The organism is Halorubrum trueperi, assembly GCF_042662525.1.
GTDB lineage: Archaea > Halobacteriota > Halobacteria > Halobacteriales > Haloferacaceae > Halorubrum > Halorubrum trueperi.
Window position 1 is genome coordinate 116,387 of the sequence record NZ_JBHSXI010000023.1, and the last position, 12,807, is coordinate 129,193.

The following is a 12,807-nucleotide window of genomic DNA, read 5'->3' on the forward strand; positions in this document are numbered from 1 at the left end:
GACGCAGTTAGTACAGCAAGAGTGGTGAGCGATTACGGGAGTGGGTATCGCAGACCGCCGCTGGCAACGAGGTATTTAAACAGGCGAGCGTGACGGCGACGACTGCTTATAAATGACCGAGGCGGTGGCGTCGCCGGCGCTCTGCGCCGGCTGCAAGCGAGAGCTTCGCTCTCGCCCTGCGCCTCTGAGCGCTCGCTTTTAAGCGAGCGCGAAGAGCCCGCGAGGGAGCCCGCGGCCGCTTATAAGCGTCCGCGACGAGGTTGGGGAGGTGTGAGGTGCGGTTGTGGGGCTGTTCGGGGTGGGACTCGAAGGGGCAGCCACGAGGCGGGCGCAGGCGTTCACGAGAGCAAAGCTCTCGTGAGCCAATCAGAACGCAAAGCGTTCTGATGACGACGTAAGCACTGAAGGAGCGAGCAGTGCGAGCGACTGAAGCGCACAACGAGCGTGCGCTCGCCTCGTGGCTGGGGCTTTGGAAGTGTTCACTGCGCCAGCAACGATCACTTATAAGCAATCACCGCTAGAGACACAACGATTCACCGCGCCAGCAACGACTTATAAACAGCCGACGGCAACACCACTCGTTCACTTACAAATGTCCACTCCAACACAATGAGATCCCTACTTCCGCTCTCAATCAAGAAGCAACCTTCAGCGAGTGGCTGTTTCATGCTGTGCTGTGTCTGAGGAAAGGGATCTCAAAACAAAGCCAACGTCGAAACAGAACGGTCGTCCGCGAGGACGCGGCCGACCTAGTGCTCGCCGCCCGTCCCGCGCCGGTCGGAGTCGAGGTCGATGTCGAGGTCCTCCAGCAGTTCCTCGGCCTCCTCGCGCTTCTCCTGGTGGTCTTCGAGGAACTCGCGCATCAGCTCCGCGGCCTGCTCCTTGCAGCCGCCACAGAGGCGCTCGCCGTTGACGCACTCGGAGTAGACGGTCTTGGTGAGCTCGTCGTCGTCGCCCGCGAGCAGGTAGGCGTACAGTTCGTAGACGGGGCACTCGTCGGCCTCGCCGCCGAGTTCGCGCTGCTCCTCCGCGGTGTCTCGCCCGCCCGTGGTCGCCGCCCGGACCTTGTCATAGCCGTCCTGAGGGTCGTCCAGAAGCGAGATGTGGCTGGCGGGGACCGACGAGGACATCTTCCCGCCGGTGAGCCCGGTCATAAAGCGGTGATAGATCGAGGAAGGCTGCCGGAAGCCGAACCCGTCGTGGTCGATTTCGACCTCCCGCGCCAGCGACTCGGCCTCCTCACGGGTGAGGTCGAAGGCGTCGACGTGAGCCTCGAAGACGCGCTTCTCGCCGTCGACCGCCTCGATCAGCGCCTCGAACGCCTCCTCGGTGGCGTTGCGGTCGAAGAAGCGCACGCGGGGCCGGAGGGGTTCTTTCCCGCCCGCGCGGAGCTTGTCGAGCGCGGTCGACTTGGCGGCAGCGAGGTCGACGGTCTCCGAGTCGATTTCGGGCGGCTCGTAGTCGTTGAGCCACTCGGCGGCATTCTCGCATCGCACGTCGGTCTCCGGGTCGTCGGCGGTCGGTGCGAGCGCGTCGTAGGCGGCCCGCACCAGCTGTCGTTCGTCGTCGTCGAGCTCGAAGCTCGCGAACGCGTCGGTCACCTTGAAGTAGCGCACGCGGGTCGCCAGGTCGCGGGTGAGCCGGACGTGCGGGTCCTGATCCGGACCGACTGGGATCACCGTGGGCTTCGGCTCGTCGACGAGCTGCGGGTAGAGGATGTCCGCGGTCTGGGTGATCACGCTCTGCATGTGCGAGATGTTCGTCTCGCCGTCGAAGCCGTAAATCGCCTCGAACTCCGAGAAGTTCGCCTTCGAGCCGAGCTCGAAGCCGAGGTCCTGCACCGCGCGGTTGTCGGACTGGCGGTAGAGTTCGCCCTCTTCGGCGTCGAATCCGAGCGCGAGGAGGGACAGGAGGTAGTTCCGCGCGTGCTCGTCGATCGCGTCCCACGACATCCCCCGCGCGGAGTGGGCCTCGAGGTCGGCGATCAACCCGAACGCGTCACCGCCCTGCGCTTGGTGCCAGATGATCTCGTCGAAGACGAGCTTGTGACCGATGTGCGGATCGCCGGTGGGCATGAACCCCGACAGCGCCGCGAACGGCTCGCCGTTCGCCATCGCCTCGGCGACAGCGTCGTACTCGCGGTGCCCGAAGATGACGCCGCGGCGCATCAGGTAGTGGGGGTCGGCCACGTCGCCGACGACGTCGTCGAACGCCTCGATGCCGAACTCCTCGAAGAGGTCCGCGTAATCGCCGACCGACGCCGACCCCCACGGATCGAGCGCGACGTCCTCGGTCGCTCCGTCCGCGCCTTTCGTCCCGCCGTCGGCACGCCCGGTGCCGCCGGTCCCGTCCGGAGAGTCTCCCGCCTCCGCGTCCGACGGCCCCGTTTCGTCAGGGATGTCCTCGTTCATACGTTCCCTCCCGTCGGTCGACGCAAAAACCGTTCGCTTGCGCGGGAGCGGTTGGCACGGGCTCCGCTCCGCGATGAGCTAATTGCGGTGTCGCGCCCCCGGCGTCCGATTCGGGCGTCGAATTCGGGCGTCGATTCGGACGTCCACGCGCTCACGCTTTGTTTTGAATCAGTTACGTCGATGTCGGCGTCACGCAGGGATCTCGATGGCGGCGTTACGCGGGGATGGCGGCGTCACGCAGGGATCTCGATGGCGGCGTTACGCGGGGATGGCGGCGTTACGCTGGGACGTCGGCGAGCTGGCGGGCGAGTGCCTCCGCGATCGAGACGTCGGCCTCCTCGACGAAGCGAGCGACCTCCTCGCCGTCGGCGTCCTCGACGACGACCGTCGGGATGCGGTCGATCTCGTACTCGTCAACAAGCGGTCCCTCCTTCCCGTCGGGGCCCTTGGTGACCGGGTAGTCCGCGATTCGATCGTCGGGGACTCCCGCTGCGGCCAGCGCCGCCCCGAACGCGGGGAGCTGTCGCTGGCAGTCGCCGCACCAGTCGCCGCCCCACACCTTGAATCGGTAGTCGTCAGCCTCCAGCGCGTCCAGCACCGCGTCGTCGACCGCGTCGCTATCGGCGTCGGGGCCGGGCGAGAGCGTTTCGAGCGTCATGAACGGTCGTACGTCGTCGACGCTTGTAAACGGTCCGTCGGTGGCAACGTCGACGTGCCGGAGATAACACGCCGCGTCCGTGGCAACGCAGCGTGCGACGAACCGCCACCCGCAGCGGTTGCCGCAGTCCGTCGGGCATTTGAGTGCCGGTCTCCTTCGTCTGGCTAATGGACGACGACGTTCTGGACGTGCTCGGTTCGCCGCTCGTACGCGTCGACTCGCCGCCGGAGACGACGGTTGCAGCGAAGATCGAGTCGCGCAATCCGGGCGGCTCCGCGAAGGATCGACCGGCACTGTACATGGTCGAAGCGGCCGAGAAGGCCGGCGAGCTGGAACCCGGCGACGGGCTCGTCGAGCCAACCTCCGGCAATACGGGGATCGGGCTGGCAGTGGTCGGCGCGGTGAAGGGGTACGACGTGACGCTCGTCATGCCCGACGGGAAGTCGATCGAGCGCCGGCGGCTCATGCGCGCGTACGGCGCGACCGTCGAGCTCGTCGACGGCGACATCTCCGCCGCGAAGGACCGGGCCGACGAACTCGAACGCGAGGACGGGCTCGTCCAGCTCCGTCAGTTCGAGAACCCCGCGAATCCCCGCGCTCACTACGAGACGACCGCTTCTGAGATCCTCGAACAGGTCGGCGACCGCACCGTCGACGCGGTCGTCGCCGGCGTCGGCACCGGCGGCACTCTCACCGGAATCGGGCGGCGGCTCCGCGAGGCGTTCCCCGACGTTCGTATCGACGCGGTCGAGCCCAGCGACAACGCCGTCCTCTCCGGCGGTGACCCCGGCGTCGACGAGTTCCAGGGAATGGGCCCCGGATTCGTCTCGCCGAATCTCGACACGAGCCTCATCGACGGCGTCCAGACGGTCGACATCGAGGAGGCGGAGGCCGAGTGCCGCCGTCTCGCGCGCGAGGAAGGGATCCTCGTCGGACAATCCTCTGGGGCATCGAACCTCGCCGCGAAGCACGCCGCCGCCGAGCTCAGAGAGTCGGGCGAGTTCGCCGGCGACGAACCCCTGGTGGTCACCGTATTCTGGGACAGCGGCGAGCGGTATCTCTCCGCGGGCACGTTCGACGAGTGAGTGCGGAGGGCACCAGAGATGGCTGATTTTCGCGCTCGACTTCGGCTTACGCCTCGTCGAACACCGATAGACTCGCTGCGCTCGTCTATCCAGTACGACTTCGCTCCGCTCAGTCGAACACCGAAAATATCTGACTTTCGAGCTCGACTTCGGCTTACGCCTCGTCGAACACCGATAGACTCGCTGCGCTCGTCTATCCAGTACGACTTCGCTCCGCTCAGTCGAACAACTCCTCGCCGTCGACCATGTGCTCCTCGACGACGTCCATGTCGAGCGTGACGCCGAGTCCCGGCTTCTCCGGGACCGCGATGTAGCCGTCCTCGATGACGTCTTCCTCGACGAGGTCCTCCCACCAGCCGAGCTCGTAGGAGTGGTACTCGATCGCCAGCGAGTTCGGGATCGCCGCGCCGACGTGGGTCGCCGCCATCGTCGCGATCGGGGACGCGACGTTGTGCATAGCGACCGGGACGTAGTACTGGTTCGCGACGTCCGCGATCTTCCGGGTTTCGCGCATTCCGCCGACCTTCGGCAGGTCGGGCGCGACGATGTCGACCGCTTGGTTCTCGATGAGCCGGCGAAGCTCAGTGACGCGGTACCGGTTCTCGCCGACCGCGATCGACGTGGTCGTGCTCTTCGTGACCTCCTCCTGCACCTCGAGGTTCTCCGGCGGCACGGGATCTTCGAGCCACCACACGTCGTACTCCTCGATGGCGTCCGCGAGGCGCTTCGCGGAGCCGCCCGAGAACGTCCAGTGGCAGTCGAACGCGACGTCGGCTTTGTCTTTCACGCGCTCCGTGACTCTCTCGACGATCTCCGCCTTGTGACGGATCTCACCGGGACGGAGGTGACGGTTCGCGCGGTCCTTCTCGAAGCCGGAGGGAACGTCGAGGTCGAACTTCAGGGCGTCGTACCCGAGTTCGTCGACGACGCGCTCGGCCTCGTCGGCGCACGCCTCGGGATCGGCCTCCTCCTCGGTGTGACAGTCGCAGTAGACCCGCATTCGGTCGCGGTACTTCCCGCCGAGTAACTGGTACGCGGGAACGTCGAGGACCTTGCCGGCGAGGTCGTGAAGGGCGACCTCGATCCCGGAGATCGCGGTGACGGTGACGCCCTCGACGGACCCCTCGCCGGACATCTTCTGGATGAGGTGCTCGTACAACCGATCGATGTCGAGCGGGTTCTCGCCGATGACGAACGGCTTCATTCGCTCGATCAGCTCGGGCACGCCGGCCCCCCAGTACGCCTCGCCGGTGCCGACGACGCCCGCGTCGGTGTACACGCGGACGAGCGTCCACGGGAAGTTCCCGTCCACCATCGTCGTCTGGACGTCCGTGATCTCGACGTCCCGATCGCCGCCGCGCGAGCCAGTCGCACCCATCGTCTCCGCGGAGAGTTCCCGCATCGTGTACTCCGCGTTCGGGTCGTGAAGCGACTCGTAGTTTCGACTCATGTTCGACGATTCATTCGAAACAGGGTAAACGTTTATGTTTGGAAACGGACCAGGTCCGCGGCGAATACGGACCGCATCGGTCGTGCGGGAATAGGGAGCTTTTCAATGGCGTGTCCGCAATACCGGTTATGGTCGAAATCACCGATTCGCTCGCGTGTCTGTTCACCGGAGAGGTCGAGGAGCGCGACGACGAACACGTCGTCACCGTTCCCGCCTCTGAGATCGAACACGGCACGGTCGACAGCGACGAGTCGTACCGAGTCGCGCTGATACGGCGCAAGACCGACGAGACGCAAGACGCGCAGGCGTCTGCGACGGCGGGATCCGGGGATCAGTCCCACGCTCGTGCAGTCGCCGGTAACGGCGCTGGGAGCAGGGGAGGGAGCGGATCCGCGTCGGTGTCGGCCTCGCCGGCCGACGCCGCGCCCTCCGGTCCCCCGGTCTCCGAGGGCGACGTTCGCGAGGTGACGATCGAGACGCTCGGCGACAAGGGCGACGGGATCGCGAAGATCGAGCGCGGCTACGTCGTCATCGTCCCCGACTCGGAACCGGGTGACGAGCCGACCGTGGAGATCACGAGCGTCCGCGAGAACGTCTCGTTCGCGGACGTCATCGAAGAGTAGGGTTCGACGTTCGGGATCTGCCGCCGCCTCGGTCGCTCCGGGGGGTCACTCCGAGGGATCGCTCCGGGGGGTCACTCCGGGGGATCGCTCCGCGAAAACTGTCGCCGGAGGTGTGCCGGCGAGAAGAACGATGTCGGCCGGTCCATGTGGACGCCGATCTCGCCCGACAGCGCCCGTAACCCGAACCGCTGGATCGGCTCCGGTAGCGAGTAGCACCGTCGGATCGCGCTTCCGAGACGGATCTCCGTCCCGATCGCGTCCCGCCACCTCGACTCGTACTCCGCGAGCGTCGACGGGTCCGCCGGGTCGATGACGGCAGCGGCCGCGTCTGCAGCGGTCATCCCGTAGCAGATCCCGCCGCCGGTGAACGGTTTCGTCTGCGCGGCGGCGTCGCCGATCAGGAACGCGCGATCGGTAGTCACCCGGTCCGGTGGACCGATCGGGATCGCCCCGGAACAGAACCGGTCGGTGGTCACGTCGTACCCGTCGGTGAGTCGGTCGAACATTTCGGAAACGTCGTCGCCGGGCGGCGCGGCGAGCCCGTACTCCACGCCCGCCTCGCCTCTGGGGATTCGCCACGCGAAGAACGTCGGTGCCGTGAGGTGGACGTCGACCATGTCCCCGTCGTCTGGCGCGTCGTCGAACGCGAGCACGCCGTGGAGCAGTTCCTCCGGTTCGGGGAGATCGAGCGATCGCCGCACGCGAGAGGTCGGACCGTCGCAACCAGCGATCATCCGCGCCTCGAAGCGCTCGGTGCCGGCTCCGTCCCCGACCGACCCCCCGTCGCCGGCAACGCTTGCCTCGACGACGACGCGGTCGTCGCGCTCCTCGACGGCGACGACCGTGTGTCCCTCCCGCACGTCCGCGCCGGCGGCGCGGGCCGCATCGGCGAGCGTCCGGTCGAGCTCGACGCGGTCGATCACGTTCGACACGGGGTCTCTCTTATAAAACGGATACGGCGTCGAGTCCGGCCCGCCGACGTGAAATCGCGCGCCGTAGACGCGGTTCTGGAGGAGCCGCTCCCGGGCGTCGTCGGGGACGTACGCCCAGATGTCGTCAGAGACGTGCCCGGAGCAGGCCAGCGGCTCGCCGATCGTGCCCTTCTCGAGAACGACGACGTCGCGACCGGCCGCGGCCGCCCGCCGGGCGAACCGCGATCCCGGTGGACCCGCCCCCACGACGACGAAATCGTGCATGGCCGGAAGGTCGTGACGAAGGCACATAACTGCGACGAGGCTCAGTCCAGCCGCGCGAGCAGGTTGAGGACGTACGCGGTTCGCAGCATACCGGCCGACGCGCCGCGGTCGAACACCAGCTCGTCGTGGTCGAGCACGTGCGAGAGCACGTCCGCCGATGCGTGTTCCGGGGCCGCCGCGATGCCCGTATCGTGTTCGGCGATCCACTCCATCACCCGAAGGTCTGACTTGCTGTCGCCCATCACCAGCAGGAACGGATTTCGGACGCCGAGCACGTCGAGCGCCGCCTCGACGCCGGCGACCTTGTCCAGTTCCAGCGAGCTGATCTCCGCGGCGTCGCCGCGGTAGTAGCCGACGTCTATCCGATCGAACAGCGTCGCGATCGGCTCCGGGACGTCGGCGGCGTCGACCCCGTCAGCGCCCGACGGCGCGTCGACTCCGTCGGCTGCTGCCTCGGAGTCGGAACCACGATCGACCGCGGTCGCTTCGATCACCTCCCGGATCTCGGGATCGGCCGCCGCGTAGTGAGCCCTCGCCAACGCGGCGCTGCGATCGGGGGAGATGACGGTGTCGGCGTCGGACTCCTCTCCATCCTCTCCGGCGACCGCCTCCGCGGCCCCTTCGGTGACCGCCTCCGCGGCCCGCCTCGCGACCACCACGCCGAGGAGGTCGATCAGGTGGACGAGGCCGTCGTCGATAACGGCCTCCGCGTCCGCGCCGCCGGTCTCGAAGTTCGGCTTCAGCGTGACGTTGAACTCGTTTCCCTGAAGGTGACAGCCGCGCCGGACGTTCTCGGGTGCCTCTGGGAGCGCCCGCGATCGGACGTCGTCGAAGACGCTCCGAACCGGATCGTCGAGGTCCTCGTAGAGCAGTCGCTTCGTCCGGGAGCCGTGACCGGGCGTGAACACGCCGTTGCCGGCTTCGTAGACGATCGAAAAGGAGCCGGAGTGGACGAGCTCGTTGCCGAGCCCCTGGATCATGAACCCCTTCACGTTCTCCAACGTCTGGCCGGTGCAGATTACGATCGGCACGCCGGACTCGTGGAGCGTCGTCAGCACGTGAAGCGTCTCTCTGGGGATCTCGTTGTCGGTTCCGCCGGCGGATCGCAGCGTCTCGTCGACGTCCAGTACTAGGGCGTTCACGGCACGGCCGTACCTGGCGTGCAGGTCCAGCGCGGTGAACGCGGACTCCCGATCGGCGTGGGCCGCGACCTCCGCGAAGGTACCGCCGGCCGGAAGCGCCTCCCGAATCTCGCCTTTCAGCAGGTCGAGCTCGTCGCTCGCGTCCTCCCAGTGTTCCAGCGCCACGCGCGAATCCACCGGCGGAAAGAGGTCCACGAACGACTGGTGCTCGCGCAGGGACTCGACGTCGAACTCGTCGTACAACCGATAGAGGAGATCGTGCCGCTCCATGCGCGTCCATCCGACCCGAGGTGCGTAAAACGTGCCGGCTTGCGGCGGAGTGGCGGTCGCTCACGGCATCCCTACTCCGACTCGCGCCGCGCCGCCAGCCACTCCAGAGCCGAATCGAGGTCGGTCTCCGGCGGCGAACACGTCCGCCCCTCGCAGACGTAGACCGTCGGCTCGCCGTCGACGACATCCCGGCCGGCCCATATCGGCGGGGTCTCGTCCAGTCCGAGGTCGTCGAGCCACGCACCCACTTTCTCGTCTGTCGGCGGCCGAGGAGCGATGAGCGCGCCCGGGAGGTACCGCTCGCCGAGCGTTTCCTGCCACTCGTCCGGAATCCCGTCGGCGGCGATCGTCACCTCGATCCCGCCCGACGCGACGCGTTCGGACGCCCTGACGAGCGAGACGTGCTCCAGCGGACTCGCGCGGATCCGGTCACTGTGGGTCGTCACGACCGTCTCTGCGACCTCGGCGAACCGGCGATCCGTCCGGAACCCGTCGAGGAGCGCCAGCGTCTCAGCAGCCACGCCGAGGCTCGACGGCGTCGACCGGTCGGTGAACTCCTGTGGCCGTGCGAAGAGGGCGTCGTCACCGGTATGATCACTCGCGATTTCCTCCGGCTCCCGGGTGAAGTAGATGGTTCCGTCGTCGGCGTCGTGGAACTCTGCGACGATCGACTCGGCCAACTCCAGCGCGAACCCGAGCGGTTCCGGGTCTCCGGTGGCCGCGTAGACGTCGAGCGCGCCGCGCGCGAGGAACGCGTAGTCGTCGAGGTAGCCCGGCCCGCGGACGTCGCCGTCGAGCCACCGTCGCGCGAGGCCGCCGGTCGCTTCGTCGTACAGGCGCTCGCGGCAGAACGCGAGCGCGTCGCTCGCGATCTCGGCGTACGGCTCGCCGAGCGTTCGTCCCGCGCTCGCGAACGCCGAGATCGCTCGGCCGTTCCACGAGGCGAGTACCTTCTCGTCGCGAGCCGGGCGCGGCCGGGATTCGCGCGCCTCGAAGAGAGCGACCCGGGCCTCGGTCAGGATCTCGCGGATCTCGTCGGCCGGCAGATCGCGTTCGTCGGCGAGCTCTGCGACCGACGCCGACACCGTCGGGACGGTCGTCCCGCGTTCGAAGTTGCCGCCCGAACGGATCCCGTACCGCTCCTTCGCGAGCGACGACGCGGGTTCGTCGAGAACGGCGTCGACCTCGTCGGGCGTCCAGACGTAGAACGCCCCCTCGACGGCTTCGGTCTCCGCGTCGGAGTTCCCACTGAGACCGCTACTCTCTTTCCCCCGTCCCACAGGAAAGCGGCTCCGCGCGTCGAGCGTGCTGAAGAAGCCACCGTCCTCGTGGCGGAGCTCGCGGTCGGCGAAGCCGAGCGACTCGCTCGCGACGCGGGCGTACGACGGGTCACCGGTGAGGCGGTAGCCGTCGAGGTAGACCATCGGGAGCTCCGCGTTGTCGTACAGCATCTTCTCGAAGTGGGGCACCGTCCACCGTCGGTCGACCGCGTACCGGTGGAACCCCCCGCCGATCTGGTCGTACACCCCCCCGGCGGCCATCCCGTCCAGCGTGCCCGTCGCGGCGGTGAGCGCCGCGTCTCGGCCGTTCCTTGCGTACGCGCGCATCAAGAGGTCGATCCGTCCCGGCATCGGGAACTTCGCGCCGCCGCTTCCGAACCCGCCGTACTCGTCGTCGTAGCCGCGGATCGCCGCGGCCGCGGCCTCGCCGAGGAGGTCGTCTTCGAGGTGGACCTCCCCGAGGGGGTTCGAGTCCCCCGCGGAGTCCGGCGTCGGTGCCGATTCCAGCTCGTCGCGCGCGCTCGTCGTCCACTGTTCGGCCCGCCGCTTCATCTCCTCGCGCTGCTCGGGGTCCCCCCACGAGTCCGCGATCCGTTCACAGAGATCGCGGAATCCGGGCTGGTTCCGACGCGGTTCCGGGGGGAAGTAGGTCCCGACGTAGAACGGCTTCCCCTCGGGCGTACACCACGCCGAGAGCGGCCAGCCACCGCCGCCGGTGACGAGCTGAGAGACGGTCATAAAGGCGCTGTCGACGTCCGGGCGCTCCTCTCGATCGACCTTGATCGAGACGAACGACTCGTTGAGCACCGCCGCGACCGACTCGTCCTCGAAGCTCTCCTCGGCCATCACGTGACACCAGTGGCACGATGAGTAGCCGATCGAGACGAAGACCGGGACGTCATGCTCGCGTGCGCGCTCGAACGCCTCGTCGCTCCAGGGCTGCCAATTGACGGGGTTTTCGGCGTGCTGCTGGAGGTACGGGCTCGCCTCGCTCGCGAGGCGATTCCGCTCCGTCGGCTGTGACATACGCCCGGTTCGCCCCGGCGAGCCAAAAACCCGTCACACGAGCGACGGCGCGTACCCCCGAGCTGTCGAAATCGGATGTCCACGAACGTGCCTATTTCCGTTCCATCAGAGGGTAACGCTTACACTACCGTGCAGTCATCCGTCGATCATGACGGAGACCGTACTCCTCGTCGGCGGCGGCGGACGCGAGCACGCGATCGCCCGCGCGGTCGCCGACGACTGCGCGCTGTACGCCTGTGCGAGCAACCGAAACCCGGGCATCCGTCGGCTCGCGGACGGGTTCGAGAGTATCGAGGAGACGGACGGCGGAGCGATCGCGGACTACGCGACCGCGGTCGGGGCGGACCTCGCGGTGATCGGACCCGAGTCCGCGCTCGCCGCGGGCGTCGCGGACGCGCTGGACGAGGCCGGCGTGTACGCCTTCGGCCCGCGAGCGGAGGAGGCGCGCCTGGAGACGGACAAGGCGTACCAGCGTGAGTTCATGGACGAGGAGTCGATCCCCGGCTGTCCGGACTACGCGGTGTTCGACGACATCGAGGCCGCTTGCGCGCACGTAGACGAATACGACGGCGACCTCGCGGTGAAGCCGGCCGGGCTCACCGGCGGCAAGGGCGTGAAGGTGATCGGCGACCAGGTGACCGCCGAGGAGGCCAAAGCGTACCTCCGGGACTCCGACTACGACCGCGTCGTGCTCGAAGAGCGCCTCGTGGGAGAGGAGTTCACGGTGCAGGCGTTCGTCGCGAACGGCGAGATCCGGACGACGCCGGCGGTGCAGGATCACAAGCGTGCCTACGAGGGCGACGAGGGGCCGAACACGGGCGGGATGGGCTCGTACACGGACACCGGACTCTCGCTGCCGTTCATGGCCGAGGGCGACTACGACGCCGCCGTCGACGTACTGGAGGCCGTCGTCGACGCGCTCCCCGACTACAAGGGCGTCCTCTACGGGCAGTTCATGCTCACGGACGCGGGCCCGAAGGTCGTCGAGTTCAACGCGCGGTTCGGCGACCCCGAGGCGATGAACACGCTGCCGATGCTCGACACGCCCTTCGTCGACGTGCTGACGGCCGCGCGCGACGGCGACAGTGCGGCGCACAGCGCCGCTGGCAGCGAGGGACACAGTCCCTCGGGCAACCAGGCTTCGCCCGGTGACAGCCGGACGCAGTCCGGCGACGCACTCCCCGAGCTCTCCTTCTCCGGCGAGGCCACCGTCTGCAAGTACGCGGTTCCGGAGGGGTACCCGACCGATCCCGACGCGGGCGCGAAGATCGAGGTCGACGAGGAGAGCGTCGGCGACGCGCTCCTGTACTACGCGAGCGTCGACGAGCGCGCCGACGGGCTCTACACCACGACCTCGCGGTCGTTCGCGGTCGTCGGTCTGGGCGACTCCATCGCTGCCGCGGAGGCCGAAGCCGAAAACGCGCTGGCGGCCGCCGGCGACCGCGTCCGGATCCGCCACGACATCGGTACCGCCGACCTCGTCGAGCGTCGGATCGAGCATATGAACGAACTCCGAGAATGAGGTGGTCTCGAGACTGCTCACCGTCGGCACAGAGTCACTGACGCCGACGCGGCGAACCCACAGCTGTCGATACCGAATGGCGAACAGGCGGTCATCGATCGCGTCCGCACGGCGGTCGACCGCGCACCCGCCTCGGCCGGCCGT

At 67.9% G+C, this 12,807-nt stretch carries 9 protein-coding genes; 3 read left to right on the plus strand and 6 right to left on the minus strand.

Annotated features, from left to right (window positions below; translation table 11 throughout):
* Nucleotides 1–749 precede the first annotated feature (749 nt).
* On the minus strand, nucleotides 750–2,411 hold the full coding sequence (locus tag ACFQEY_RS15790) for a tryptophan--tRNA ligase (RefSeq protein WP_379770415.1): 1,662 nt from the start codon (nucleotides 2,409–2,411) through the stop codon (nucleotides 750–752).
* Nucleotides 2,412–2,688: 277 nt separating this feature from the next.
* The gene (locus ACFQEY_RS15795; RefSeq protein WP_379770417.1) at nucleotides 2,689–3,069 is read right to left on the minus strand and encodes a TlpA family protein disulfide reductase; all 381 of its coding nucleotides are present in this window, start codon (nucleotides 3,067–3,069) and stop codon (nucleotides 2,689–2,691) included.
* A gap of 167 nt (nucleotides 3,070–3,236) precedes the next feature.
* Here ACFQEY_RS15795 and ACFQEY_RS15800 point away from each other — a divergent pair, with 167 nt between their 5' ends.
* Nucleotides 3,237–4,154: a PLP-dependent cysteine synthase family protein gene (locus ACFQEY_RS15800; protein ID WP_379770420.1), complete on the plus strand. Its 918-nt coding sequence runs from the start codon at nucleotides 3,237–3,239 to the stop codon at nucleotides 4,152–4,154.
* A 217-nt stretch (nucleotides 4,155–4,371) separates the two neighbouring features.
* Here the strand turns inward: ACFQEY_RS15800 and ACFQEY_RS15805 are convergent, their stop codons facing one another.
* The gene (locus ACFQEY_RS15805; protein WP_379770422.1) at nucleotides 4,372–5,604 is read right to left on the minus strand and encodes a mandelate racemase/muconate lactonizing enzyme family protein; all 1,233 of its coding nucleotides are present in this window, start codon (nucleotides 5,602–5,604) and stop codon (nucleotides 4,372–4,374) included.
* Between the two features lie 128 nt (nucleotides 5,605–5,732).
* On the opposite strand from ACFQEY_RS15805, the gene ACFQEY_RS15810 reads away from it, so the two are divergent.
* Nucleotides 5,733–6,227, plus strand: a complete 495-nt coding sequence (locus ACFQEY_RS15810; RefSeq protein ID WP_379770424.1) for a TRAM domain-containing protein — start codon at nucleotides 5,733–5,735, stop codon at nucleotides 6,225–6,227.
* A gap of 71 nt (nucleotides 6,228–6,298) precedes the next feature.
* Here ACFQEY_RS15810 and ACFQEY_RS15815 read toward each other — a convergent pair whose 3' ends face one another.
* The 3 genes from ACFQEY_RS15815 to ACFQEY_RS15825 form a co-directional block, all read right to left on the minus strand.
* Nucleotides 6,299–7,423, minus strand: a complete 1,125-nt coding sequence (locus tag ACFQEY_RS15815; protein WP_379770426.1) for a geranylgeranyl reductase family protein — start codon at nucleotides 7,421–7,423, stop codon at nucleotides 6,299–6,301.
* 41 nt (nucleotides 7,424–7,464) lie between these two features.
* On the minus strand, nucleotides 7,465–8,835 hold the full coding sequence (locus ACFQEY_RS15820; RefSeq protein WP_379770429.1) for an HAD family hydrolase: 1,371 nt from the start codon (nucleotides 8,833–8,835) through the stop codon (nucleotides 7,465–7,467).
* A 71-nt stretch (nucleotides 8,836–8,906) separates the two neighbouring features.
* Nucleotides 8,907–11,141, minus strand: a complete 2,235-nt coding sequence (locus ACFQEY_RS15825) for a thioredoxin domain-containing protein (RefSeq protein WP_379770431.1) — start codon at nucleotides 11,139–11,141, stop codon at nucleotides 8,907–8,909.
* A gap of 148 nt (nucleotides 11,142–11,289) precedes the next feature.
* Between ACFQEY_RS15825 and purD the strand changes: the two genes are divergently transcribed.
* Complete coding sequence (purD, locus tag ACFQEY_RS15830) at nucleotides 11,290–12,663, plus strand: phosphoribosylamine--glycine ligase (protein ID WP_379770433.1); 1,374 nt, start codon at nucleotides 11,290–11,292, stop codon at nucleotides 12,661–12,663.
* The last annotated feature ends 144 nt before the right edge of the window (nucleotides 12,664–12,807 follow it).

Bases quoted from the DNA above. Each gene is read 5' to 3' on its own strand.
- ACFQEY_RS15800 (WP_379770420.1), top strand. From the start codon at position 3,237: ATGGACGACGACGTTCTGGACGTGCTCGGTTCGCCGCTCGTACGCGTC.
- ACFQEY_RS15790 (WP_379770415.1), bottom strand. From the start codon at position 2,411: ATGAACGAGGACATCCCTGACGAAACGGGGCCGTCGGACGCGGAGGCG.
- ACFQEY_RS15820 (WP_379770429.1), bottom strand. From the start codon at position 8,835: ATGGAGCGGCACGATCTCCTCTATCGGTTGTACGACGAGTTCGACGTC.
- ACFQEY_RS15815 (WP_379770426.1), bottom strand. From the start codon at position 7,423: ATGCACGATTTCGTCGTCGTGGGGGCGGGTCCACCGGGATCGCGGTTC.
- ACFQEY_RS15810 (WP_379770424.1), top strand. From the start codon at position 5,733: ATGGTCGAAATCACCGATTCGCTCGCGTGTCTGTTCACCGGAGAGGTC.
- ACFQEY_RS15825 (WP_379770431.1), bottom strand. From the start codon at position 11,141: ATGTCACAGCCGACGGAGCGGAATCGCCTCGCGAGCGAGGCGAGCCCG.
- purD (WP_379770433.1), top strand. From the start codon at position 11,290: ATGACGGAGACCGTACTCCTCGTCGGCGGCGGCGGACGCGAGCACGCG.
- ACFQEY_RS15795 (WP_379770417.1), bottom strand. From the start codon at position 3,069: ATGACGCTCGAAACGCTCTCGCCCGGCCCCGACGCCGATAGCGACGCG.
- ACFQEY_RS15805 (WP_379770422.1), bottom strand. From the start codon at position 5,604: ATGAGTCGAAACTACGAGTCGCTTCACGACCCGAACGCGGAGTACACG.